Here is a 23,310-nt window from a genome sequence, read left to right on the forward strand (position 1 = left end):
AATAATTCCTGTGTCAAGACGACCCGGGATCATCGGCCGGGTGACCTGGTGAATCCCCTGGAGAAGAACGAAATTCGGGGGGAAAGCGGAATGCCGTTCAAAGGCCCGACCACTGAAAGTCCCCCGAGAATTCCGCGCGTTCTGTACGAGCGGCGCCCCGCGCGGTACAAGACAGCGGCACGGCCCGATCGCCCCCGAGGCGGAACATGAGGAGGACCCCATGCGCCGATCCGGCACCCCCACCGCGGAGCGCGGCAGACCCCCGCACCCCGCCAGACCCCCGCACCGTGATGGCCGCCGCCGGCGCCGCGGCCGCCCCCGCGGCTGGCTGCTGCTGGCGGCGGTGCTCACCCTGCTGCTCGGCGTCGCCGCGCCCGCCCAGGCGTACCCGCAGGCGTTCAACCCGACCCAGGACAGCGGCAACCGCGGCTCCGACGTCGTCGCGCTGCAGTACCTGCTCAACGCGCACGGTGCGAGCCTGTCCGCCGACGGCGTCTTCGGCTCCGGCACCGACGCCGCGGTGAAGTCCTTCCAGCGCTCCAAGGGTCTCGCCGACGACGGCATCGTCGGTCCGAACACCTGGTCCGCGCTCCAGGTGACCGTGCGGCAGGGCGACCGGGGTCCGGCGGTCAAGGCCGTGCAGTACCTGCTGAACGCCAAACGCGGTTCCGGGCTCGCGGTGGACGGCATCTTCGGGGGCGGTACGGCCGGCGCGGTGCGGACCTTCCAGAGCCACGCGGGCATCGGGGCGGACAGCATCGTCGGCCCGACCACCTGGCGCAACCTGCTCTGGCACTACGAAGCCGCCGACTTCGGCGGCCCGCTGTGCGACCAGGACCCGGACGGCAACGGCAACGCCAACTGGGGCACCGCCGCGGCGATCGGCCAGGTGGAGGCCGCGGCCTCCGCGTTCGGCGGCGGCAACGGCCAGGTCCCGCTGGGCGACGCCGGCTTCGAGCACGGCGGCGACATTCCCGGCCACGCCAGCCACGAACAGGGCATGGACGTCGACCTGTGGCCCATCCGCACCGACTCCGCGCAGTGCTCCGCCGACCGCATCACCTGGCGTTCCGCGGCCTACGACCGGGCCGCCACGCGCAAGCTGGCGCAGGCGATCCGCAACACCGCGCCCGGGCACGTGAAGCTGATCTTCTTCAACGACCCGCAGCTGATCGCCGAGGGCCTCACCACCGAGTACCCCAACCACGACAACCACCTGCACGTCCGCTACTGCGAGCGGGTGCACCCCAGTTCGCTCTACGACTGCTGAACGTACCCGTGCCGGGTGGCGCCGGACGTCCGGCGCCACCCGGCACGGCCGGGCCAGGGCTGGCCTACGGCCAGGTGACCACCGTGAGGGCGAGGAGCGCGAGCAGCACCGCGCTCGACGTGGTGACCTTCAGCGCGCGGCGCCGGTCCTCCAGCCGCACGTCCCAGTCGGTGACGTCGCCGGAGAGCAGCCGCAGCACGGGCGTCAGCGCGCGTCCGGCGGCGAAGCCGGCGCCGGCGAGCAGGGCCGTGCCGAGCCCGCCCCACAGCAGGAGCCCGGCGGCCAGGGCGTACGGCGCGCTCGCCGTGACGTAGGTGCGCACGCCGGTGCCCAGCTCGAAGCCGAACTGCAGGGTGCCGCGCAGCAGATGGCGCTGCAGAACCTCCTGCGGGATCTGCCGCGCGTTCTGCGGCAGCGGAAGCCGTACGGCTCCGGTGTCGCGCAGGACGCACAGCAGCGCGCAGAGCACTGCGGCGACGTGCCGCACCGCCTCGGGCGCGGGGGAGAGCAGGCCGGACGCCAGCCAGAGCACCGTCGCTGACAGCACGCCGCCCAGCAGCAGCCCGGCCGTCAGGGTGCCCAGGATGAGGGCCTGCCTGTGAATCGCTCGCCAACCTGGCGAGGCCAGCGCGTAGGCGCTGTTGCGGGTTCAAACGGAGCCGGAGAGCGACCAGCCCGCGAGGCCGCCGATCACCGCCCAGGTCAGCGGCGGCACGGTGGCCACCGCGACGGACGCGGCGCCCGCCAGCAGCAGCACGGGCACCAGCGGGCCGGTGAGCCGCGCCCGCCCTCGTCCGTGCGCCCCCGGGGGTGCGGTGGGGGAGTGGTCCACCTACACCGTTCCCGTCAGGTGCCGCCAGGTGACGGCGCCGACCACGCCGTCCACGGTGAGGTCGTGCGCGGTCTGGAAGGCCCGTGCGGCCTGCTCGGTGCGCGGCCCGAAGTTGCCGTCCACGGTGAGGTCGTGGCCGTGTTTGCGCAGCTGGTGCTGCGCGCCGCGCACGGCGTCGTCGATGTCGCCGCGCCGCACGGTCAGCACCAGTTCCGGCCAGGTCTCCTCGTCGACGGTGCCGGTGGCGGTGAGTCCGGCCTGTTCCTGGAAGAGCGTGACCTGCTCCTCGGTGTTCGGGCCGTAGATGCCGTCCGCCTCGGTCGCGAAGCCGTGGTGGGTGACCAGGTGCTGCACCGTGTAGGCGTCGGGGCCGGTGGTGCCGCTGCCGGTGGAGGGCCAGGAGACGGCACCGGGGCATCCGCAGTCGGTGGTGTGCCGGCAGATGGAACGGACCCATCCGGAGCCGGTGTTGTGGTAGCCGTCGTGGCAGCGGCGCTCGATGCCGCAGCCGCAGGTGCCGCACTCCTTGCTGTACCGCCACAGCCAGCCGTCGTAGCTGCCGGAATAGCACTGGTTGGGGCGCAGCGTCCAGGTCACGCCGTCGTTCTTGTGGAAGCCCGCGTGCGCGCCGGTGGTGGCGCAGGCGGCGGCGAAGACGGTGCTCGGGCCGCAGCCGGGCGAGCAGTTGTGGTCCGAGGCGTAGCTGGGGCAGGAGCCGGTCCAGATGTCGTACCCGTCGGCGTACGCCTTGCGGGCGGCGGGGAACATGCCGAGCGCGGCGAACCCGACGGCGGTGGCCGCCTGGAGGATGCGGCGGCGGGTGGGCACCAGCCCGGCGAAGGCGGCGGTCTCCCGCTCGCGTCCGGCGCGGCGGCGGCGCGCGGGCCGGGCGTCCGGGCCGGGGGTGCGGAGCATCGGTACCTGTTCGAGGGTGGTCATCGCGCGCTCCTCAGCCGGCGGGGGAAGGTTTCGTCGAGCAGTTCGGACAGCGCCGCAACCGAGCCCAGGGGGACGGCGCGCAGGACGCGTCCGGCGCCGTCCACGGCCACCGCGAACGGGGTGGCCACGGCGTCGTACGTGGCGAACAGGTCGTCGCGCCCGGCGTGTACGGGCACGGTCGTGCCGGGGGCGCTGCCGTCCTCGCGGGCGTGGTCCTCGCGTGCGGCGTCCTCGGGCGCCGGGCCGGCGTAGAGGGCCGCCAGGGCGGGGCCGTCCTCGTCTCCGGCTGCCCTGCGGGCCTCCGCGAGCACGCCTGTGCAGGTGCGGCAGTTCGCGCTGAGGAAGAGCAGCACGCCGCCGTCCCGCTGCGCCTGCGGGCCGAGCAGTTCGGCCGCCTCCGGTGCGGCGCTCCCGGGCGCCGGGCCCAGCGGGGCGGCGGTCCGTACGGGGGAAGTGGCGCCCCGGGAGAGCTGGTGTACCTGGCGCACCAGCCCGGAGACCACCAGGGCGAGCAGCAGGATGGCCACCCAGGAGGCGATCAGGGCGCTGGTCATGAAGTCCACGTGCGGCCTCCGGAGGCGGGAAGAGGGGCGGGGGCGGAAGTGGGCGAGGCCGTGGGGGAGGACGCGGGGTGGGCCTCCGGGTCGTGCAGCGCGGCCGGCAGCGTCCACAGCAGCAGCGCGAAGGCGGCGGCGGCGAGCGCGGCGGTGGCGGTCTCGGCGGTGGTTCCCGGCAGTGTCGGCGCGCCGGCGAGGCCGGTGAGCACCGCGCCGGTGGTGGCGAGGGCGGCCAGCGCGGCGGCGCGCACCGTCACCCAGCCGCTGAGCGGCAGCTCGCTGCGGGCGCAGCCGCACGGCCCGCCGCGGCCGGAGGCGAGGACGTGGCGGGTGTAGGCCGCGTATCCGGTGAACAGCAGCGCCGCAGCGGCCAGCACCAGGGCGAGCGCGTCGCGGACGCCGGCGATCAGTGCGGTGGCGCCCGCGAGGCCGAGCAGCCCTTCGGCCGCGGTGACCGCTGCGGCGGCCGCACGCAGGGCTCCCGCGGGCAGGACGCCGTGGGCGTGCAGGGCGTCGGGCAGCCCGGCGGGCCGCGAGAGGTGCCCGGCACAGCCGGCGAGCAGCGCCAGCAGCGCCGCGCCCGCGGTGGCCGTCGCGAGGAACGTGGTCACGGGGACGGCCGCCTCAGACTGCGCGCAGCGTGCAGCGTGCGAGCACGCCCGGGACGTCGTCCACCGTGGTGTCGGCGAGCGGAACCACGGTGGCCCACAGTCGGGAGCCGGACAGCACGAAGAACGGGCGTCCGTCGCTGAGCGTGTCCCGGTACAGCTCGCCGGTGGGCACCTTGCCGCCCTGCCACGGCGGGAGCTGGGCCGAGCGCTCCTTCGTGCGGCGGGACATCTCCACCAGGCCGAGGCCGGGGACCTCTTTGATGACGGCGGCCGGTCCGGCGAAGCGGCAGTCGGAGCCGGCGTCCGGGGCGAGGGAGAGGCCGTCGTCGTGCTCGGTGATGCGGAAGGTGCGCAGCAGCGCGAGCACGTCCTCGATGCCGGAGCGGTACAGGCGCGTGACGAGGCTGTGCTTCCTGCCCTGCCAGGCGATCAGTGTGGGCGTCTCGACCAGCTGTGACTGCGGGTCGTACTCGCGGGTGGTGGCGGTCCGCAGGGTGCCGCCCTGGAAGGCGAGTTCGGTGTCGAACGTGTCGATGCCGAGGGAGGCGGCCATCCCTTCGGCCAGCGCGGCCGGGCCGGCCGTGAACTCGAAGAGGTGGCCTCCGACGACGAGTTCGACCGCCGAGGTGGCGGTGGACCTCAGATCGAGGTCGGTGCCCTCGATGCGGTACGACACGCCGTCGAGCGCGCGGTGGGCGACGGCGGACGGAGCCATGGCGACCTCCAGGAGGACCGGCGTGTGGTCGCCGTAAGGGTCTGGACCACTCGGACGATCCCCCATCACAGCAGCTTGACCATGTACGGTCAATACGCGTTGCGGCGCTCCGGTGATCGTCCTAGAACTCCGGCCGGTTCCCCGCCGTGTCGCCGCGCGGCTCTGCCGCACGCCCCAAGCCGGACATCGCCACTGCTCAGCCACGCACCACGACCACTGCCGGCCCGTCGGCCGTCACCTCTCCGACCACCGGGTGCCCCGGTATCTCACCCGCCAGCAGCAGCCCGCCCGACGTCTGCGCGTCGGCAAGCAGCAACCGGGCCTCTTCCGGTACTCCCGCGAAGTCGGTGTGCGGTGCCACCCACTCCAGATTGCGCCGGGTACCGCCGCTGACGAACCCGTCACGCACCGACTCCCGCGCTCCCGGCAGGTACGGCACCGCTCCCGCGTCCAGTGTCACCGTCACCCCCGACGCGCGCGCCAGCTTGTACGCGTGACCCAGCAGACCGAAGCCGGTCACGTCCGTGCCCGCCCGTATGCCTGCCGCGACGGCCGCCCCGGAGGCGTCCCGGTTCAACGCGGTCATCGACGCGACCGCCTGCTCGAAGACCTCGCCGGTCGACTTGTGCCGCGCGTTGAGCACGCCCGTGCCCAGCGGCTTCGTAAGCGTCAGCGGCATGCCCGGGCGTGCTGCGTCCAGCCGCATCATCCGCGCACGGTCCACCGCCCCGACCACGGACATCCCGTACAACGGCTCCGGCCCGGTGACACTGTGCCCGCCCGACACGTGGCACGCCGCCTCATGCGCCACCTCCCGCCCGCCGCGCAGCACCTCGGCCGCGACCTCCATCGGCAGCAGGTCGCGCGGCCACGCCAGCAGGTTGACGGCCGCCCACGGCGTGCCGCCCATCGCGTACACGTCCGACAGCGCGTTGGCGGCGGCGATCCGGCCCCAGTCGTACGGATCGTCCACCACGGGCGTGAAAAAGTCCGCCGTCGTCACCAGCGCCCGTTCGCCGTCCAGCGCCACCACGGCCGCGTCGTCCCCGCCGCCGGCCAGCCCCAGCAGCAGTTCCGCCGCCGGTCGCGCCGGCCCTTCGGCCAACCCGCCGACCAGCCCGTCCAGTTCGCCGGGCGGCAGCTTGCACGCGCATCCGCCACCGCTGGCGTACTCCGTCAGTCTCAAGCCTTCCATGCCCGGCAACCTACCCCCGACCAGCGGCGTCGTGGCCACGCTTGTCCACACCCCTGGTGTGACGATCATGCCGGACGTAGACTCCGGCGCGGAGGCGGGCAGGCGCCTGGTGGCCCTCACGGTCTTCAACACCGATGTGGTCGGGCATCCCGGCCAGGCGGGTTCGATTCCCGTACGCCTCCGCCAGGCGCCATGGGCGCACAGCGAGACGTCTGAGCGGGAGCGTTCGCCGCTTCCACCGCACTCATGCTCCCGTTCCGTGTGAAGGCTCTGTCGCGGGACGGGCGGCGTCCCGGCCCCTGGGGAAAGGCCTCCGGGACGCCGACACGCCCCGTCTGGCCCTCACGGGCCGGGCGGGGGCGCTTCGTCATGTCTGTGCGCGGCTACCTCTCCGACCGGTAGAACACCTTCCCTTGGTTCTCCTCGGCACCCATCGCCTCGTAGAAGGCCAACGCCGTCGGGTTGTCGCGGTCCGCTGTCCACTCCACCCGGGAGCAGCCCGCAGAAGTCGCCTCGTCTCGAAGCGCGTCCATGAGCGCACGTGCGACCCCGTGCCGCCGCGCGTCCTCACGCACGTACAGCTCTTTCAAGTACAGAGAGGTGTCCGCTCCGGACGCCGGCCACAGGAACGTGTAAGAGGCCATGCCCACCACGTTCTCGCCATCGCGGGCGAGTAGCACCGTTGCGGCGGGCCGGGCACTGAACAGCGCGGCCCGCACCTGCGCGAGATCCCCGGGCACGTTTTCGCCGCCGTAGTAGGCCTCGATCTCCCCCAGTAGTGCGGAGATCGTCTCGGCGTCCGCTTCCGTCGCCCGGTCGATCGTCACCATGTGGATTCAGCCCCTCCCTCGCTCGGAGAGCAGCGCCAGCGCCCCGCGAAGCACCCGCACCTCCGGCACCGTCTGTGTCTGCCGCGGAACCCTATCCGCGAGCTGTTCGGCACGGTAGATGATCAGGGCGGAGCGGTGCTCACGGGCAGTTCCTCGACGGCGGCGGTTGCGGTGGTAGCTGCCCCGGCCAGGTCGCCGTCCTGTCACTATGCACAGGGCCTGGTCCGGCCGGATCAGGGTGCGGTCGGTGAGGTCGTCGGCCGGGTAGAGGGCGAGTGCCTGCCCATGATGATCGGCGGCCTGCCCCGTGATCCCGAGTGGGTTCACGCAATCCTCACGTGGAACCGAAGCTGGTTCTCCGAGTAGCCGAACGCCGACCCGATCTGCTCCTGCTCGGGGAGTCGTTCCAGCGCGCCCGCTGCCCACCGGCGAGTGCTGGACACGCGCGGCGGCGACGACTCCTGGCAACCCCGTGGTCACCGGGCCGGGTGATCAATGGGGTGGGCGGTTCCGCGGTCATTTCGCTTCGGGGCCTCCGCCGCGCCCGGCTTCCGGAGCGGGAGTAGCGTGTGCTGGCCTCCGCTCCCGTGCCGTGAACGGGGGACGGTGACGGGCCTCGACGAGGAGCGAGGGTGAAACGGAAGGCGGGCCGCGCGTGGCCGGCGCCGGGGATGGCCGGGCTGCGTCACCCCACCCAGATGATCGCCACCGCTTTCGCCGCGGCGGTGCTGACCGGTTCGGCCCTGCTCTCGCTGCCGGTGGCGACGGAGTCGGGCACCCGTGCGGACTACGTCGACGCGCTGTTCACGTCCACCTCCGCGGTGTGCGTGACCGGTCTGATCACCGTGGACACCCCTACCTACTGGTCGACCTTCGGGGAGGTCGTCATCCTGGTGCTGATCCAGGCCGGAGGGCTCGGGATCATGACGCTGGCCACCCTGTTCGCCGTGCTGGTCTCCCGGCGCCTGGGCCTGCGTGCGCGGTTGCTGGCGCAGGCGGAGACCAAGGCCCTCACCCTGCGCGACCTGCGCCGCGTGGTCCGCAACATCGTGCTGTTCAGCCTGGGCACCGAGGCCGTGGTCGCCGCCGTCCTGACCACGGCGTTCGTGACCGGCCACGACCAGCCGCCCGCCCGGGCGCTCTACGACGGGGTGTTCCACGCGGTCTCGGCGTTCAACAACGCCGGGTTCTCCCTCAACAGCGACAGCCTCATGCGGTACGTGGGCGATCCGTGGGTCAGCCTGACCATCTGCCTCGCGGTCGTCGTCGGCGGTCTCGGCTTCCCCGTGATCTTCGAACTGCTCCGGTCCTGGCGCAGCCCGCGCACGTGGTCGGTGCTGACGCGCCTCACCCTGGGCCTGACGGGCGCGCTGCTGGTGGCGGGCACCCTGGTCATCACCCTTGCGGAGTACACCAACCCGGGCACGCTGGGGCCGCTGTCGTCGCCCCAGAAGTGGCTGGCGGGGTTCTTCGCCTCCGTCAACGCCCGCACTGCGGGATTCAACAGCATCGACGTCGCGGCCCAGGGACCGGAGAGCCTGCTCGCGACGGACATCCTGATGTTCATCGGCGGAGGCAGCGCCGGCACCGCCGGGGGGATCAAGGTCACCACCTTCGGCGTGCTGGCCTTCGTGATCTGGGCGGAGATGCGGGGCGAGCCCGGGGTGACGGTGGGGCGGCGTCGCATCCCCGACGCCAACCAGCGTCAGGCCCTGGCCATCGTGCTGATGAGCGTCGGCGTCGTGGCCTGCGCGACTTTCGTCCTGCTCGGAGTGAGCGATTACGGCCTCGACCGGCTGCTCTTCGAAGCCGTCTCGGCGTTCGCCACCGTGGGCCTGTCCACCGGAATCACCGCCGACCTGCCGCGTGCCGGGCAGTGCGTCCTCGTCGCGCTGATGTTCATCGGCCGCATCGGCCCGCTCACGCTCGCTTCCGCCCTGGCGCTGCGGAACCGCACACGCCGCTACGAACTTCCCGAGGAGAGGACCATCGTTGGCTGACCACAGGGACGAACCCGTCGCCGTGATCGGGCTGGGCCGCTTCGGCAGCGCCCTGGCCCTGGAACTGACCGAACGCGGCACGGAGGTGCTGGCCGTCGACAGCCGCCCCAAGGTGGTGCAGGCCCTGTCCGGTGAACTCACGCACGCCGTGGTGGCCGACTGCACCGATATGGAGGCGCTGCGCCAGCTCGGCGTGCCCGACTTCTCCAAGGCCGTGGTGGGGATCGGCACCGACATCGAATCCAGCATCCTGGCCACCTCACTCCTGGTGGAGCTGGAGATCGAGGACATCTGGGCCAAGGCCATCAGCCGCCAGCACGGCCGCATCCTCGACCGCATCGGTGCCCACCACGTCGTCTTTCCCGAACACGACATGGGTGAGCGCGTCGCCCACCTGGTCTCCGGCCGCATGCTGGACTACGTCGAAGTCGACCCCAACCACGCCATCGTCAAACTCAAACCGCCCCGCGACCTGGTCGGCGTGACCCTGCGGGAGAGCCGGGTCCGCAGCCGCTACGGGCTCACAGTGGTGTCGGTGAAGACCACCGACGGCGAGTACAGCCACGCCACGCCCGACACCGTCCTGAACTACTCCGACGTCATCCTTGTCCTCGGCCGCATCGATGACGTGGAACGCTTCGCCGCGAGCAACTGAGGGCGCGGACCCGCGGCAGCGGCGGCGGGGCATGCGGGCGACGCGGTGTCAGGCGCGGGAGGGGCGGAGGCCGGGGTCCGGAGACGGGGAGGGAAGGGTGGTGGCCACGGGCACCCGGGCGGTGACGCGGAAGGTGGAGCGGGTCGGCCGCTGGACGGCTAGCGTGCCGCCCAGCGCCGCCAGGCGCTCGCGGAGGCCGGTGAGGCCCGTCCCGTCACCACCGTCGCCGACCGCGTCGGTGCGGGAACCCGTGTCGTTCTCCAGCACGAGCACCGCCTCGTGGCCGGTGATCCGCAGCGAGACGGTGCAGACGGCCGAGCCGTGCGCGTGCCGCAGGATGTTCGTCGTGCCCTCCCTGACCACCCAGCCGAGCGCGGACTGCACCGGCTCGGTGAGGGAGTCGATGTCGGGGACGTCGTCGGTGGCGACCCGGCACTTCACCCCGGCGGCGCTCAGCACCCGGCGCGCCCCGGCGAGTTCCGCCGACAGGTCGGCGCGGCGGTAGGCACGTACGACGTCGCGCACTTCGCGCTGCGAGTCGCGGGCCAGGTGCTGCACCTCGTCCAGTTGCCGCGTCGCCTTGTCCTCCGCGCCGCGGCGTGCCAGCTCCGCCGCCAGCTCGCTCTTGAGCGCGATGACGGCCAGATTGCGTCCCAGCACGTCGTGCAGGTCGCGTGCGAAGCGCAGGCGCTCCTCCGCCACGGCGAGTCGGGTCTGCACCTCCCGGGCGGCGGCCAGTTCCCGCAGCACGGCGACATACCACCCGGTGGAGCGCTGGGTGAACAGCAGCGCGGGCGCGACCACGAGGGCGACGACGGTGGTCGTCGCCAGGTCGGACCAGGCCCGGCCTGCCGCCGCCGCCGACGCCATGGCGAAGGCGACGAAGCCGGCGTGCAGCAGGAGGTACGTGCGCATCCGGACGACCAGCGCGAGGACGCAGAGCACCGGGGCGCTCATGCTGAGGAACACCAGGCCGTGCAGGACTCCGTCCCCGTCCCCGGTCTCGGCGACCGTCACGGGGCCGGTCGCCAGGATCGCGCTCACCGCCAGCACCACCAGCAGGGGGAACAGGCGCATCCCCGCCAGGGAGCCGAGACCGAGGTACACGTCCAGTGCGGGGCCCGTGAGCCTGGTCGCCAGGGTGCACTGGGCGAGGCCCAGGACGAGGACGCCCCAAGCCAGGGAGGCGGCCAGCGGGGAGCGGCCCGCGAGCGCGAGGAGCTGGGGACCGCCGGCCAGAAACACGAGCCACGGCATCGCGCCGAGCATCCACCGCGTCGACGCCTCGACCTGCGCATGCCTGCTGCGGTCGTGCCACTGCCGGTGTCTTTCCTGAGCCCACCCGTACACGCCTGTCTCCTCCGTCCTCGGGCCGGGCCCTCAGCGGCGCGGCTCCCAGCGGAACCTGGCCGATACCAGCCACGCGGCCAGCGCGATCCAGGCCGCACCCACGACCACCGCGCGCAGCCACTCGCCGGCGTCCAGGGAGCCGGCCCAGCCTCCCCTGACGAGCTCCATGATCGGGGAGAAGGGCAGGAAGCCGCACACCGTCTCGAACGTGTCGGGCAGCACCTCCAGCGGGATGACCACTCCGGATCCCATGAAGGTGATCAGCATCAGCGGCAGCGTCGTGACCTGCGCCGCCTCCGCCGAGCGGCTCCACATGGCCGTCACCGCGGCCGCCGCCACGGCCAGGGCCAGCCCCATCACCAGGCCCAGCAGGGACAGCACCACCTGCTGCGGCGCGGTGACGTCGAAGGCGATCACCGCGCCCACCGTCAGCAGCGTGATCTGCGCCAGCGCGAGGACGACGGTCGGCAGCGCGCACGCCGCGAGGATCTCCGCGTCCCGGGGCTCGCCGCAGCGCAGCCGCTTGAGGACCAGTTCCTCCCGGCGCACCACGAAGAAGCCCACGAGGTTCGCGTAGACGCTGAAGAGCAGGACGAACCCGATGGACGCGGCGAGGATCACCGAACCCACGGAGAGCCCGGTACCGCCCAGGTCGACGTTCTCGACGGTGCTGCGCACCAGGAAGGTCAGGGCGACGGGGAGGAGCAGGGCGACCACGAGCGCGGTCTTGTTGCGCAGCAGCAGGGTCAGTTCGGCGCGGCTCAGGGCGCCCAGCCGGCCGCCGCTGGTCGTGCGGGCCACGCCCGCCGGGGCGGGGGAAGTCGTCGTGCTCATGCGATACCACCTTCTCCAGGGAGGCCCCGCCGGCGCTTCCTGTGCACGCGCGGGGCGGGGCGCGGCTGCCGATCCGGTGCCGGCACCGCGTCGGACTGCGCCGGCACCTTGTCGAGGTGTGCCGGTACGGGGGCGCACGCCCTACGCATGCGCGACCTCCGCCTTCGCCGTTCCCGGCTCGCCGTCCTCAGCGCGCGCGATGTCCAGGAAGGCTTCCTCGAGCGACCCGGAGCGGGCGTCCAGCGCCTCCAGGGTGACGTTCTTCTCGTGTGCCCACTGCAGGAGCTCCCCCAGGGTCTCCTGCAGCGTCGTCGTGCGGATCTCGACCCGGCGCCCCTCGACCGTCGCGCGCAGCGTCTGCGGCAGCCGGTCCGCCTCGATCCCCGCGGGCAGCAGGAAGCGGATGTGGGCGGGCTGCGCGGCGGTCACCTCGGCGGGCGTCCCCGAGGCGACGATCCGGCCGTCCCGCATGATCGCCAGTTGGTCGGCGAGTTCCTCGGCCTCCTCGAGGTAGTGCGTGGTGAGCAGCACCGTGGTGCCCTCGTCGCGCAGGCCCCGGACCAACTCCCAGGTGTCGCGGCGCCCTTCAGCGTCCAGGCCGGTCGTGGGCTCGTCGAGGAACAGCACCTCCGGCCGGCCCAGCATGGCGAGCGCGAGGTCCAGTCGTCGCCGTTCGCCGCCGGAGAGCTGCTTGACGCGGACGTCGGCGCGCCGACCGGCGAGACCCACCAGGCCGAGCACCTCCTCGACGGGACGGGCGCCGCTGGTGCACCCCGCCCACATGCGGGCGGTCTCGGCGACGGTGAGTTCCGACGCGAACCCGCCTTCCTGCAGCATCACCCCGGTCCGGTGGCGGACGGCCGCCCGCTCCGAGTAGGGGTCGTGCCCCAGCACGCGCACGCTTCCACCGCTCGGCCGGGCCAGCCCTTCGAGCAGTTCGACGGTGGAGGTCTTGCCCGCCCCGTTCACCCCGAGGAGGGCGAAGACCTCGCCGGCGCGGACGGAGAAGCTGATGCCGCGCACGGCTTCGAAGCCTTCCGCGTAACTGCGTTTCAGTTCGTCCACTTCGATCGCGTTCATGTCTCCAGCTTTCCGTTCTCGGAGGGTGAGGAGCAGTGTGGGTCGTCACGACGTCACATGAGGTATGTCATGCCGAGGACAGGCGGGAGCCGGTGCTACCCGGCGCGGGACGGCACCGGCACCCCGCAGGCGGCGAACAACCGCTCCTGCGCGGCGTCCACGCGCGAGAGGCGATGGCGGTGTCCGCCGTCATGGCGGAAGGTCAGCTTCCGGACGCGGTTCAGCTCGCCGGCGATGCTCGCCCACGGCCGGGCGGTGCGGAGCTCTGCGACGCTGGTCAGGAGCAGAGCGAGCCAGCACAGCAGGACGTGTGCCCGGCCGCGGTCCTCCAGGCGGTGGTACACGGGCTGGAAGTAGCGGGGAGAGGCCATCGCGGAGAAGGCCCGCTCGGTGCGGAGCAGGGCGGCGTAGCCCGCTGCCGCCTGATCCGTCCCCACGTCGGAGGTCAGCGGCGTCAGCAGGTGGGCGCCGTCCAGCCGGGCGTCCGCGTCGACCGCGTCCGGGTCGACGACGAGCGAGCCCGTGCCGGGACACCGGCTGAGCCACCGGCCCAGGAGCGGGTGTCCGAGGAGTTCCTGCTGTGCGGAGGAGTCCGGGCCGCACCGGCGGGACGAGTCAGCTGTCGTCCAGGCCAGCTCCGCTCTTACGAAGTCCAGCTGCGCGGCGCGTTGCACAGCCTCGTGTTCGGCCTCCCGGGTACTGCGCCACAGCACGCGGCGGCGCCGGCCGTCCTCGCCCAGGCGCAGTTCGCGGACCGTCAGGTCCGTCCCGACGCGGCGGTGACGGCCCGCCAGATGGGGGAGGGTCTCGCTCGTCTCGGAGCTCGTCCGCAGGCTCTCGCCCGTCACCACGAGGGGGCGTAAACCCGGTTCGGAGGCGAGGAGCTGGGAGCGTCTGGAACTGCGCACGACGACGGTGCGCAGGGAGCCCGCCGCCGCGGAGCCCGGGACGTCCGCGAGGCAGTCGCCCGGGGCGGAGGCCGCGTCCTCCGCGTGCCACGACCAGCAACCGACCGGCAGTCCCTCGTCGGTGACGGCGAGACCCACCAGGAGCGGGGGAAGCCCGTCAGTGCCGGGGGCGTCGAAGAACACCAGGTCTCTCGGTCGGGTCGAGGCCCACGCCTTCGGCGCACCACGGGCCCGTGCCATCCCCTCCCGCACCGTGCGGCGGAGGTCCGCCTCACGTTCCAGGAGGCGGTCCATGGCGGCCAGCGCGGCGCCGTTGCCGTCCAGTTCGGACAGCCCCGGAACCACGACCTCCTCCGCGGCCCACCGGTGCAGGGGTCTCGGAGACTCCGGGGCGAGCGCGCGGTTGGCGACCAGGGCGAAGACGACGCGCTCCGCGCCGGCGTCGCCCAGCAGGCGGGTCAGTGCGGGCCCGATGCCCAGGGCCTGCCACAGACCGTCCAGCAGCCAGGCGGCGCCGACCGGGCGCGCGGCCTCGACTTGCGGCAGGCTCTCGGCGAGCGGCTGCGTCGCGTCCGACGTCTCGCCGAGGTAGCGGTGGATGGAGTCGGCCAGGCGCCGCAGCACCCCGGGATCCAGGGCGTCCTCGCGGCCGAAGCTGAGCAGGATCTCGGCTCGCGTCGTGCCGTCCACGCGCTGATTCCTCGCGATCTGGAGGTAGCGCACGACGCGGCCGTCACGGTTCTTTCGCTGTGTCTTCCTGAGATACATGCCCGCAGTGTTCCCAGATCCGCCAGCAGAATCTTAATTTTCGGCGCCAATTGTGTGCCCACGGGAAGAGCTAGTAATTTCCCTACTGTGATACAGATCACAGAGGGCCCCCTTGGCCATGTCTTTAACTGCGCTTATCGTCAACTGCGCGCCATCAGAAATGAGTTCGACTTCGCGGTGTCCCTCGACCAGGACACCCAAGGTGATGATCTTTCTCCGATTGGTTGGGGGATTCTTCTCATGGCTTACGCGCAGGTTAAGGGCTGTCCAACGTTCAACGACGAGGCGACGCCCGGCGATCGTGGATTCATGTCCCTGCGCAGTGGGAAATGATCCGGACTCTGCGTCCGGCTCCTGCTCGAAGAGCAGGCCACCGCCACCTGGAACTGATGGCCGAAATCCCAGAGCTGCCCGGCGGCAATCGCCGGGTGTGGCCGAGGCGGCACCGAGCCGTCCCGGTGATCGCGTTCCACCGAGACACAGGAGACTCCGCATGGAGCAGAAGATCGCGACGTTCATGAACGGGCAGGAGTTCGGCTCGCTCGAGAACGGCTTCCACGAGACCGCGCCCGCCCCGGTCATGGGTACCCCCGTGGCCGCCGTCGCCACCTGCTGGTACGTCGCCGGCGGCGTGGCCGGCGCGGGCGCCGTCGTCGGCGCCTACACCTGGGGCGTCGCCAACGGCTGACCGGCCCCCGCCGGTCGGCTCGACCCCCGCACCATTACCTTCGTAAACCGAACAAGCAGAGGAGAGTGCAATGAGCCGTATCACCGAGAGCGTGATCGCCGTCACCCCGGAGAAGCTGGACGACGGTGCCACCACCGAGCTGGGCGCCATGGCGCCGGTGCAGGCGACCCCGGGCTTCGTGGCCTTCGGCGTCAGCTTCGCCGGTGGCGCGGGCGTGGCCTGGCTGGGCGTGCAGGCCTACGAGGCCGGCGTCAACGACTGACCCGTCCTGTTTGACGGTTCAGCACTGAGAAACTCCGTCGGTATTTCGTAACAATTGCGAGGGCCGGACACGGAGGAAAGCTGCCGGGCCGCGCCGCAATCGCGGCCCGGCAGCCCATTCGTCATCGTACGCCCACGTGCGTCGGCCTGCTGCAGTGCGAAGGAAACCATCGGTATGAAGTTGGTCAAGAAGATAGCTTCCTCTGTGTTCTCGCCGGTACCGGTGAGTCGAGACCAGGCAATAGGTGTCGCGGAGCGTCTCGCTGCACTCTCGAGTCTCTCCTCCTCGCTGGAATACCTCTCCCAGTACAAGAGCCTCGAGCCGGGTGGCCTCAATGACTGGGAGATCATGCGGAGGAGGCCCGAGAGCAAGTCTCCGTTGATCCAGCGCGTCACCCATGCGGTGAGCGGTCGCCGGACGACCCTGGCCATCCATGCCGCACGCGTCGCCGCGAGCACCGCCATGCTGCTGCCCGGCGACCATCGCCGGCGTGCGGTCGGCAGCCTGTTCCTGGCGGCGAGCACCACCCTGCTTCAGGCCCGCCACAGGTACGGAACCGACGGCTCCGACCAGGTGGCCACCCAGGTGCAGACGGTCACCGGACTGGCCCGTCTGGCGTCGCGCCCGGAGACCAAGGACGCGCTGATGTGGTATCTGGCGCTGCAGGCGACGATGTCCTACGCCTGCTCCGGCTGGGCGAAGCTGGCCGGTGAGAAGTGGCGTGACGGTTCGGCGCTCCCCGGTGTGATGCGCACCCGCACTTACGGATTCGGGACCGCGTACGAGCTCCTTCGCAGATACCCCCGCACGAGCAAGCTGGTCCAGCACGGTGTACTGGCCATGGAATGCGGATTCCCCGTCATCTATCTCTTCGGCGGGCGGCTCACTCGTCCGCTGGTCGCCGCGGCGGGAAGTTTCCACGTCGCCAACGCCTTCGTCATGGGCCTGGGGCGGTTCATGACGGCCTTTCCGGCGATGCATCCGGTGCTCGCCTACACGACGGCGCCCCGCAGCCACCCCGCCGTGGCCGGCCGCGACGACCGCATGGCCAAGACCGCTCTGGTGCTGCTGGCCGGCGGCGTGACGGCGGCGTCCGCCCTGATGGCCGCGCGCCGCGCCCGCGTCGTGAGCGGCTGGCCGCACTCGCGCACCGTCACCACTCGGCACGGCAACGTGCTCAGCTACGACGCCGGAGGCAGCAAGGCCGACAACGGCCCGGTCATCGTCTTCAACCACGGGCTCGCGTCCACGGCCGAGCACTTCTCCTGGATGGCCGAGCGCCTGGCCTTCGACCTCGACCTGCCGCTGGTGACGTACTCCCGCGCCGGCTACGGTCCGAGCCGCCGGCACCGGACCGCCGCCTACACGCTGCAGGAGTCCGCCGACGACATCGTCGACCTCGTCGAGGCCGCCGTGCCCGACGGGCGTCCCGTGGTCCTCGTCGGCCACTCCCTGGGCGCGGAGTTCAACCGGCGCGCCGTGGCGCAGCTCGGTGACCGCGTGGCCGGCGTCGTCCACCTCGACCCGACCCACCCCGCGCAGCTCGTGCGGTCCGACAAGCAGCGCAAGGGCGGAGAGCTCTTCACCGACTCCATCCAGGAACTGGCGCGGTGGACGCGGATGGGCTTCGGTGCGCTGATGGCCCGCCCCAAGTGGGTGGACGACCTCCCCCGCCCGTACCGCGAGAAGGTGTTCGCGATGTACACCGACTCCCGGATGTGGAGCGCGGCGTCCCGCGAGTGGAACACCGTCCAGGCCGAGTTCGACGGCTGGTCGGAGAACCTCGGGCCGCTGCAGGCCCCCGGCCTGGTGCTCGCCGCCCAGATGACCGTGGACGTCGACCCCGAGCAGCTGCTCATGTACCACGACATCGCCAAGACCCACCAGGCCGCCGGTGAGAGCGGCGAGGTGACCGTGCTGGAGGGCGCGGGCCACGACACGATGCTCACCGACGCCCGCCAGGCCCGCACTGTGGCCGACCACATCGCGGCGTTCGTCCGGGACCACGTCGTCCCCGGAGACGCGCAGGGGACCAACGAGAAGCTGCAGTCCGCGAAGCTGCCGACGGGGAGTGAGACAGAATGAGCCCGCGCACTCTGATCAGGGAGGCCTTCACCGGCCACGGCACCGTGACCCGGCTGGCCGGCGCGGCGCTGCTGGTGACCACGCTGGCGTCACAGCACCCCCACCCCGCCTTCGAGCGGGCCCGGGACAGGGACCTGTTCTCCTTCATCCCCAACTGGAAGTTCTTCGCGCCCAATCCGGCCACCCACGACTTCCACTACCTCTACCGGACGCTCGACGAGAACCGGGAGACATCGGAGTGGGTGGAGCTGGAACTCATCAAGGACCGGCGCATGAGCCAGGCGTTCTGGTTCGCCTCCCGGCGGCGGGAGAAGGCGGTGTTCGACATCTGCAGCGCCATCCTCAAGGGCATCGGCAAGGGGGAAGACCCCACCCCCACCGCGCCGTTCCGGGTGCTCGCGGCGTTCTTCACCAAGCTCATCCTCGACGCGCCCAACGCCTCCCACGTCCGCGGCTACCAGTTCGCGATCGTCCGGGCGTCCGGTCACGACGAGGGCGAGGAGCCCGAGGTCCTGTACGTCTCCGCCTACCAGCCGCTGGACTCGGCCGCCGCGAAGCCCGTACCGGCGGCCGCCTGAACCCACCTGGTCCGGGGCCCGCCCCCAGGCGCCCCGGACCGGGTGGATCCACGACATCGGAGGACTCATGAGCATCGCCGACATCGGCTACGGCAAGCAGTTCGACGGCTGGTACGACCGCGTCTTCCGCGGCGACGCCGGTGTGGCGGAGGCCGTCGACGCCCTGACCTCCCTCCACCCCGACCCGTCCTCGGGGACGCTCGAACTCGGGGTCGGCACCGGGAGGATCGCGCTGCCGCTGTCCCACCGCGTCGGAGCGATACACGGCCTCGACTCGTCTCCCGAGATGCTCGCCGCTCTGGACAAGAAGAGCGACCAGGGCGAGGTGACCGCCGAGCACGCCGACATCCGCGCACACCGGCCAGAGCGCACCTACGGCCTGGTCTACTGCGTCTGCTCGACGCTCTCCCAGATCCTGGACGCCGACGGCCGGCGCGAAGCCATCGCCCGTGCCGCGGAGGCGCTCGCCCCCGGTGGCCGCCTGGTCGTCGAGACGCACAACCGTCCCGGCGTCCACGCCCTGCACGAGGGCCGCGCGCACGCCACCGTGTTCGCTCCCTACCCCGAACCGAACACCGGCCTGCAACTGCACGGCACGCTGCTGGACGAGGGGCGGATCTGGCACTGCTCGACGATCTGGTTCGAGTCGGACGGCACCCACCGCATCGGCACGGAGACCGCGGCGCTCCTCACCCCAGACGACGTCGACGCCTACGCCGAGGCGGCCGGGCTCACCCCCGAGGGACGGCATTCCGGCTGGTCCGGCGCGCCCTACGCCGAGCCCGCCCCGCTGTTCGTCACCACCTACACCAAGGCGTCGCGATGAACCTGCGACGGATCGCGGCGGACCACCGCGGGCTGCTGATCACCGGCGTGCTGATGGGCCTGTTCGGCACAGCGGCCACGCTCGCGCAGCCCTGGCTGATCGGCCGCCTCATCGAGTCGGTGTCCGCGGGCGAGGCGATCGCGGGGATGATCGTCGCCATCGCCGCGCTGTTCCTCCTCGACGCGGCACTGGGTGCCGGACACGCCTATGTCATCGGCCGGGCGGGGGAGAACATCGTCTACGACGCCCGCCGCATCCTGGGCGCCCGGCTGCTGCGCAGCCGGATCCGGGACTTCCAGCGGCTGCAGCAGGGCGACGTATTCTCCCGCACCGTCTCCGACACCTCGATCGCCTGCCTGGTGATCGCCCAGGCCCTCGCGCAGGTCTTCACCTCGCTCTTCATGGTGGTGGGCTGCGTGGTGCTCATGGCGCGGCTGGACTGGCGGCTGCTGCTGACCACGGTCGGCTGCCTGGCGGCCGCCAGCGTCGTGTCGCTGCTGGTGGCCCGTCAGGTCCGCCTCGCCGCGCTGGCCAACCGGGCCAACGTCGGCGCCTTCGGCACCGGCCTGCAACGCGTGCTGGGCGCGCTGACCACGGTCAAGGCGTCGCGCGCGGAGGAACGCGAGACCGGTGAACTGGCCCGGCTGGCTGCCAGGGCGCGGCGCAGCGGCATCCGTGTCACCGGCCTGAACGCGCTGCTGATGCCGGTGATGAACGTCGGGACGCAGCTGTCGCTGGCGGTCGTCATCGCCTGGGGTATGGCGCGGGTGGCCACCGGATCCCTCTCGGCCGCCGATCTCACCGCGTTCGTGATGTACCTCTTCTACCTGGTGTCACCGCTGGTCATGCTGTTCATGGCCGTCGGCCAGATCCAGCAGGGCCGCGCCGCCGTGCAGCGTGTGGTCGAACTGGCCGCGATCCCCCAGGAGGAGGACGACCGGCGCCTGCCCGAGCCGTCCCCGGCGGTCGAGGCGTCCGCGTCCGCGGTGCGGTTCGAGAACGTCACCTTCGGCTACGGGGCCGGCGGGCCGGTCCTGCGGGACGTCTCGCTGACGGTGCCCGAACACGGTCTGACCGCGATCGTCGGACCCTCCGGTGCGGGCAAGACGACCCTCTTCCAGCTCATCGAGCGCTTCCGCGAGGCCGACTCCGGCACGGTGAGCGTCGCCGGCCGCGACGTGACCGCGACCCGCCTGAACGACCTGCGCTCCCTGGTCGGTTACGTGGAGCAGGACGTCCCGCTGCTCAGCGGCACCGTCCGCGACAACCTCCTCTACGCCCAGCCCGACGCGGACGAGGCGGAGATCGCGCGTGCCCTGCGCATGGCCTGTCTGGAGGACGTCGTCGCCGGTCTGCCGGACGGCCTCGACACCGTGCTGGGGGAGCGCGGCTCCGGGCTCTCCGGCGGTCAGCGGCAGCGTCTGGCCATCGCGCGGACCCTGCTGCAACGGCCCCGCGTGATCCTGCTGGACGAGGTCACCGCCCACCTGGACGCCGACACCGAGGCGGCCCTGCGCGACGCCGTGACCGAGGCGTCCCGCGAGTGCGCCGTCCTGGCCATCGCGCACCGCATCTCCACCGTGGCGCAGGCCGACCGCATCATCGTCCTGGAGGAAGGACGGGTACGCGCCACCGGCAACCACCAGGCGCTGATGGCCGACGACGAGGTCTACCGTCGCCTGGCCACCCGTCAGCTCGGCCCGGAGAGCGTGCTGTCGTGACGTCCGCCGACGCCGCCGTGGTCGGTGCCGGCCCCAACGGGCTGGCCGCCGCCGTCACCCTCGCCCGGGCGGGCCTGCGCGTGCGGGTGCACGAACGAGCCGGCACCGTCGGCGGCGGACTGCGCGGCGCCGCGCTCTTCGACAGCGACGTCACCCACGACCTGTGCGCCGCCGTCCATCCGATGGCGGCCGCCTCGGCCTTCTTCCGGGCGTTCGACCTGCCGGCGCGGGGCGTGCCCATGCTGCACCCCGACATCACCTACGCGCACCCCCTCGACGACGGCCGGGCCGCGCTCGCCCACCGCGACCTGGCGCGCACCTGCGACGGGCTCGGCGCCGACGGGCCGCGCTGGCGGCGGCTGATGGAGCCGCTGGTGCACCGCAGCCAGGGTGTCACCGACCTGCTGCTGTCCACGCAGCGGACCCCGCCCCCTCCGGTGATCGCCGCGCTGCTCGCCCCCCGCATCCTGGGCAACCGGCTGCGCGGCAACGGGCTGCGCACCGAGGACGCGCGCGCGCTTCTCTCCGGCGTCGCGGCACACGCCGTCGGGCCGCTCCCCAGCCTGCCGTCGGCGGCGATCGCCGTGCTGCTGGGGCACCTCGCGCACGCCACCGGCTGGCCCCTCCCGCAGGGCGGCAGCGGCCGCATCGCCGACGCCCTGCTGGACGACCTGCGCGCACACGGCGGCACCGTACAGACCGGTCACCACGTCACCGACCTCGCCGAACTCGACACCCCCGTGGTCCTCCTCGACACCACGCCCCGCGCCTTCGCCGACCTGGCCGGCGACCGCCTGCCGCCGCGCGCCCGCCGCGCGCTCCTGCGCTTCCGCTACGGGCCGGGGGCGGCCAAGGCCGACTTCCTGGTGTCCGGACCGATTCCGTGGACGAACCCCGAGGTGGGCAGGGCAGGCACCGTCCACCTCGGCGGCACCCACGCCCACACCCTGGCGGTGGAGCGGGCCGCCGCGGCGGGCGAGGCCACCGATGAACCCTTCGCCCTGGTAGTCGACCCGGCCGTCACCGACCCGTCGCGGGCCGCCGCGGACGGCAGGCGCCCCGTGTGGGCGTACGCCCACGTGCCCAACGGCGACACGCGCGACCCGGTACCGCTCCTGACCCGCCGCATCGAGCGGTACGCGCCGGGGTTCGCCGACACCGTGCTCGCCGCCCGCGGGGTCTCCGCCGCCGCCTACGAGCACTACAACCCCAACTATGTCGGCGGAGACATCGGATCGGGCGCCATCACGCTGCGCCAGTCGCTGCTGCGGCCCGTGCCGCGCCGGCATCCGTACCGCACGCCGCTGCGAGGGGTATACCTCTGCTCAGCCTCCACTCCTCCGGGGCCGAGCGTCCACGGCATGTGCGGTCATCTGGCCGCTCTGGACGTCCTGCGCCGGGAGTTCGGCGTCCGTTCCGCTCCGCCGCTGGGTCCGCCCGCCGGAGCGAGAGATCACGCAGGAAGGGAAACCGTATGAGCACCGCCCACCGACCCGACGCCGCCCAGGACTTCGCCGGATACCTGCGGGCCTACTACGCCGAGGCCGCCGCCGGCCCCGGCGGTCCCGAGGAGGTGTGGGACCGCTACCACACGCCCGGGGGAACCCACACGGTCAACGGCCGCCCCTGGGACCGCCACGAGATCATCAAGAGCGTGCGGCAGCGCCGCGAGGCCGACTCCCCGACGGCGGTGCACGTGCACGAGGTGCTCGTCGAAGGCAGCCGCGCCGCGGCCCGGTTCACCCTCCACCACACCATGCTGGGCAAGCTCGAGACCGCGGCCGAGACCGCCCTCTTCGCCGAGCTGGCCGAGGACGGACGCGTCGCCTCGACCACGACGTTCTCCGCGAGCCGGCCCGGCTGGAGCGGCCTCGGGGAGCGTCCCGCCGAGGGCGACGCCCGCCCGTCGGCACCCGCGCCCGCCTCCGCCCCCGACCCGGCCGACTACCTGAACGCGTACGCCGAGGCCGCCTTCCGCTCGGAGGCACCGGCCGGCGACGTCCACGACCGCTTCCACACGCCCGACGCCGTCCACCACGCCGGCCGCCGCTCACTGGGGCGCGCCGACATCGTGCAGGACATGGAGAAGGCGCGGCGCAAGGGGCGGACCTGGCCGGTGGAGGTCCACGAGGCGCTGCGCGACGGCGACCGCTTCGCCGCCCGCTACAGCACCTGGCCCGACGACGGGCGGCAGGAGCGCAAGCGCGAGGAGCTCTTCGTCTTCGGCCGGTTCGCCGCCGACGGCCGGGTGTGCGAGGTGCGCCTGCTCCGAGAACCCGCGTACGGCGCGCAGTAGGCGGCGTGTGCCGTGCACCCGCGAACCCACCAGCGGAGGGGAACAGATGAGTAATCCGTTCGACGACGAGGACGGCGAGTTCTTGGTGCTCGTCAACGACGAGCAGCAGCACTCGCTGTGGCCGGCCTTCGCGGAGGTGCCCGAGGGGTGGACCGTCGCCCTGGGACCGGAAAGCCGCCCGAGGTGCCTGGAGTTCGTCGAGGAGAACTGGACCGACATGCGGCCGGCGAGCCTCGCCCGGCAGATGGAGCAGCCGCAGGCGTGACGCTGTGCCGCCGCTGAGGCGGCGGCACGGCGGGGGGAGAAGTCC

At 72.4% G+C, this 23,310-nt stretch carries 26 protein-coding genes and 1 tRNA gene; 14 read left to right on the top strand and 13 right to left on the bottom strand.

Going from position 1 to position 23,310, the window contains the following annotated elements; translation table 11 throughout:
• Positions 1-220 precede the first annotated feature (220 nt).
• Entirely contained in the window at positions 221-1,270 is a 1,050-nt protein-coding gene (locus E4198_RS18650; protein ID WP_136184163.1) for a penicillin-insensitive murein endopeptidase, read from the top strand.
• 64 nt (positions 1,271-1,334) lie between these two features.
• Here the strand turns inward: E4198_RS18650 and E4198_RS18655 are convergent, their stop codons facing one another.
• The 7 genes from E4198_RS18655 to selD all read right to left on the bottom strand — a co-directional run bounded on the left by E4198_RS18655 (position 1,335) and on the right by selD (position 6,119).
• Positions 1,335-1,817 (bottom strand): hypothetical protein, encoded by a 483-nt coding sequence (locus tag E4198_RS18655; RefSeq protein WP_247597736.1) that lies wholly within the window; start codon positions 1,815-1,817, stop codon positions 1,335-1,337.
• A 102-nt stretch (positions 1,818-1,919) separates the two neighbouring features.
• Complete coding sequence (locus E4198_RS18660) at positions 1,920-2,102, bottom strand: hypothetical protein (protein WP_027763621.1); 183 nt, start codon at positions 2,100-2,102, stop codon at positions 1,920-1,922.
• Positions 2,103-3,041, bottom strand: a complete 939-nt coding sequence (locus E4198_RS18665) for a peptidoglycan-binding protein (RefSeq protein WP_136184164.1) — start codon at positions 3,039-3,041, stop codon at positions 2,103-2,105.
• Positions 3,038-3,595 carry a hypothetical protein gene (locus tag E4198_RS18670; protein ID WP_247597949.1) on the bottom strand — a complete coding sequence of 186 codons (558 nt, stop codon included), beginning with the start codon at positions 3,593-3,595 and terminating at the stop codon, positions 3,038-3,040. The genes E4198_RS18665 and E4198_RS18670 overlap by 4 nt, the downstream gene beginning before the upstream one ends.
• Positions 3,592-4,209 (bottom strand): MauE/DoxX family redox-associated membrane protein, encoded by a 618-nt coding sequence (locus E4198_RS18675; RefSeq protein ID WP_136184166.1) that lies wholly within the window; start codon positions 4,207-4,209, stop codon positions 3,592-3,594. The genes E4198_RS18670 and E4198_RS18675 overlap by 4 nt, the downstream gene beginning before the upstream one ends.
• 13 nt (positions 4,210-4,222) lie before the next feature.
• Positions 4,223-4,924 (bottom strand): hypothetical protein, encoded by a 702-nt coding sequence (locus E4198_RS18680; RefSeq protein WP_136184167.1) that lies wholly within the window; start codon positions 4,922-4,924, stop codon positions 4,223-4,225.
• 196 nt (positions 4,925-5,120) lie between these two features.
• Positions 5,121-6,119 (bottom strand): selenide, water dikinase SelD, encoded by a 999-nt coding sequence (gene selD / locus E4198_RS18685; protein WP_136184168.1) that lies wholly within the window; start codon positions 6,117-6,119, stop codon positions 5,121-5,123.
• A gap of 90 nt (positions 6,120-6,209) precedes the next feature.
• Between selD and E4198_RS25005 the strand changes: the two genes are divergently transcribed.
• Positions 6,210-6,305: transfer RNA gene (locus E4198_RS25005), tRNA-Sec, on the top strand.
• Positions 6,306-6,502: 197 nt separating this feature from the next.
• Here the strand turns inward: E4198_RS25005 and E4198_RS18690 are convergent.
• Both E4198_RS18690 and E4198_RS18695 read right to left on the bottom strand, forming a co-directional pair.
• Positions 6,503-6,949 carry a GNAT family N-acetyltransferase gene (locus tag E4198_RS18690; protein ID WP_136184169.1) on the bottom strand — a complete coding sequence of 149 codons (447 nt, stop codon included), beginning with the start codon at positions 6,947-6,949 and terminating at the stop codon, positions 6,503-6,505.
• 6 nt (positions 6,950-6,955) lie between these two features.
• Positions 6,956-7,276 (bottom strand): hypothetical protein, encoded by a 321-nt coding sequence (locus E4198_RS18695; RefSeq protein WP_136184170.1) that lies wholly within the window; start codon positions 7,274-7,276, stop codon positions 6,956-6,958.
• A 305-nt stretch (positions 7,277-7,581) separates the two neighbouring features.
• Between E4198_RS18695 and E4198_RS18700 the strand changes: the two genes are divergently transcribed.
• Both E4198_RS18700 and E4198_RS18705 read left to right on the top strand, forming a co-directional pair.
• A complete protein-coding gene (locus tag E4198_RS18700) occupies positions 7,582-8,949 on the top strand; it encodes a potassium transporter TrkG (RefSeq protein WP_247597737.1) in 1,368 nt (455 codons plus the stop codon).
• Positions 8,942-9,604 carry a TrkA family potassium uptake protein gene (locus E4198_RS18705; protein WP_136184171.1) on the top strand — a complete coding sequence of 221 codons (663 nt, stop codon included), beginning with the start codon at positions 8,942-8,944 and terminating at the stop codon, positions 9,602-9,604. The genes E4198_RS18700 and E4198_RS18705 overlap by 8 nt, the downstream gene beginning before the upstream one ends.
• 48 nt (positions 9,605-9,652) lie before the next feature.
• On the opposite strand, the gene E4198_RS18710 is transcribed toward E4198_RS18705, so the two are convergent.
• From E4198_RS18710 to E4198_RS18725, 4 genes are all read right to left on the bottom strand, one after another.
• A complete protein-coding gene (locus tag E4198_RS18710) occupies positions 9,653-10,861 on the bottom strand; it encodes a histidine kinase (RefSeq protein ID WP_136184172.1) in 1,209 nt (402 codons plus the stop codon).
• Between the two features lie 123 nt (positions 10,862-10,984).
• Positions 10,985-11,788: an ABC transporter permease gene (locus E4198_RS18715; protein WP_136184173.1), complete on the bottom strand. Its 804-nt coding sequence runs from the start codon at positions 11,786-11,788 to the stop codon at positions 10,985-10,987.
• Between the two features lie 141 nt (positions 11,789-11,929).
• The gene (locus tag E4198_RS18720) at positions 11,930-12,868 is read right to left on the bottom strand and encodes an ABC transporter ATP-binding protein (protein ID WP_136184174.1); all 939 of its coding nucleotides are present in this window, start codon (positions 12,866-12,868) and stop codon (positions 11,930-11,932) included.
• 95 nt (positions 12,869-12,963) lie between these two features.
• Entirely contained in the window at positions 12,964-14,544 is a 1,581-nt protein-coding gene (locus E4198_RS18725) for a hypothetical protein (protein WP_136184175.1), read from the bottom strand.
• An 87-nt stretch (positions 14,545-14,631) separates the two neighbouring features.
• Here E4198_RS18725 and E4198_RS18730 point away from each other — a divergent pair, with 87 nt between their 5' ends.
• From E4198_RS18730 to E4198_RS18775, 10 genes are all read left to right on the top strand, one after another.
• On the top strand, positions 14,632-14,877 hold the full coding sequence (locus tag E4198_RS18730) for a hypothetical protein (RefSeq protein ID WP_136184176.1): 246 nt from the start codon (positions 14,632-14,634) through the stop codon (positions 14,875-14,877).
• Positions 14,878-15,037: 160 nt separating this feature from the next.
• Positions 15,038-15,232 (top strand): hypothetical protein, encoded by a 195-nt coding sequence (locus tag E4198_RS18735; RefSeq protein ID WP_027763604.1) that lies wholly within the window; start codon positions 15,038-15,040, stop codon positions 15,230-15,232.
• Between the two features lie 70 nt (positions 15,233-15,302).
• Positions 15,303-15,494, top strand: coding sequence for a hypothetical protein (locus E4198_RS18740; RefSeq protein WP_136184177.1), 192 nt, complete (start codon positions 15,303-15,305; stop codon positions 15,492-15,494).
• 348 nt (positions 15,495-15,842) lie between these two features.
• A complete protein-coding gene (locus E4198_RS18745; RefSeq protein WP_136185478.1) occupies positions 15,843-17,579 on the top strand; it encodes an alpha/beta fold hydrolase in 1,737 nt (578 codons plus the stop codon).
• Positions 17,576-18,157, top strand: coding sequence for a hypothetical protein (locus E4198_RS18750; RefSeq protein WP_136184178.1), 582 nt, complete (start codon positions 17,576-17,578; stop codon positions 18,155-18,157). The genes E4198_RS18745 and E4198_RS18750 overlap by 4 nt, the downstream gene beginning before the upstream one ends.
• A gap of 67 nt (positions 18,158-18,224) precedes the next feature.
• Positions 18,225-18,983, top strand: coding sequence for a class I SAM-dependent methyltransferase (locus tag E4198_RS18755; RefSeq protein WP_136184179.1), 759 nt, complete (start codon positions 18,225-18,227; stop codon positions 18,981-18,983).
• Complete coding sequence (locus E4198_RS18760) at positions 18,980-20,704, top strand: ABC transporter ATP-binding protein (protein WP_136184180.1); 1,725 nt, start codon at positions 18,980-18,982, stop codon at positions 20,702-20,704. Before E4198_RS18755 ends, E4198_RS18760 begins: the two co-directional genes overlap by 4 nt.
• Positions 20,701-22,182, top strand: coding sequence for an NAD(P)/FAD-dependent oxidoreductase (locus E4198_RS18765; protein WP_136184181.1), 1,482 nt, complete (start codon positions 20,701-20,703; stop codon positions 22,180-22,182). Before E4198_RS18760 ends, E4198_RS18765 begins: the two co-directional genes overlap by 4 nt.
• On the top strand, positions 22,179-23,000 hold the full coding sequence (locus E4198_RS18770) for a nuclear transport factor 2 family protein (RefSeq protein WP_136184182.1): 822 nt from the start codon (positions 22,179-22,181) through the stop codon (positions 22,998-23,000). The genes E4198_RS18765 and E4198_RS18770 overlap by 4 nt, the downstream gene beginning before the upstream one ends.
• A 46-nt stretch (positions 23,001-23,046) precedes the next feature.
• Positions 23,047-23,265, top strand: a complete 219-nt coding sequence (locus E4198_RS18775; RefSeq protein WP_136184183.1) for an MbtH family protein — start codon at positions 23,047-23,049, stop codon at positions 23,263-23,265.
• The last annotated feature ends 45 nt before the right edge of the window (positions 23,266-23,310 follow it).

The organism is Streptomyces sp. RKND-216 (genome assembly GCF_004795255.1).
Taxonomy (GTDB): domain Bacteria; phylum Actinomycetota; class Actinomycetes; order Streptomycetales; family Streptomycetaceae; genus Streptomyces; species Streptomyces hazeniae.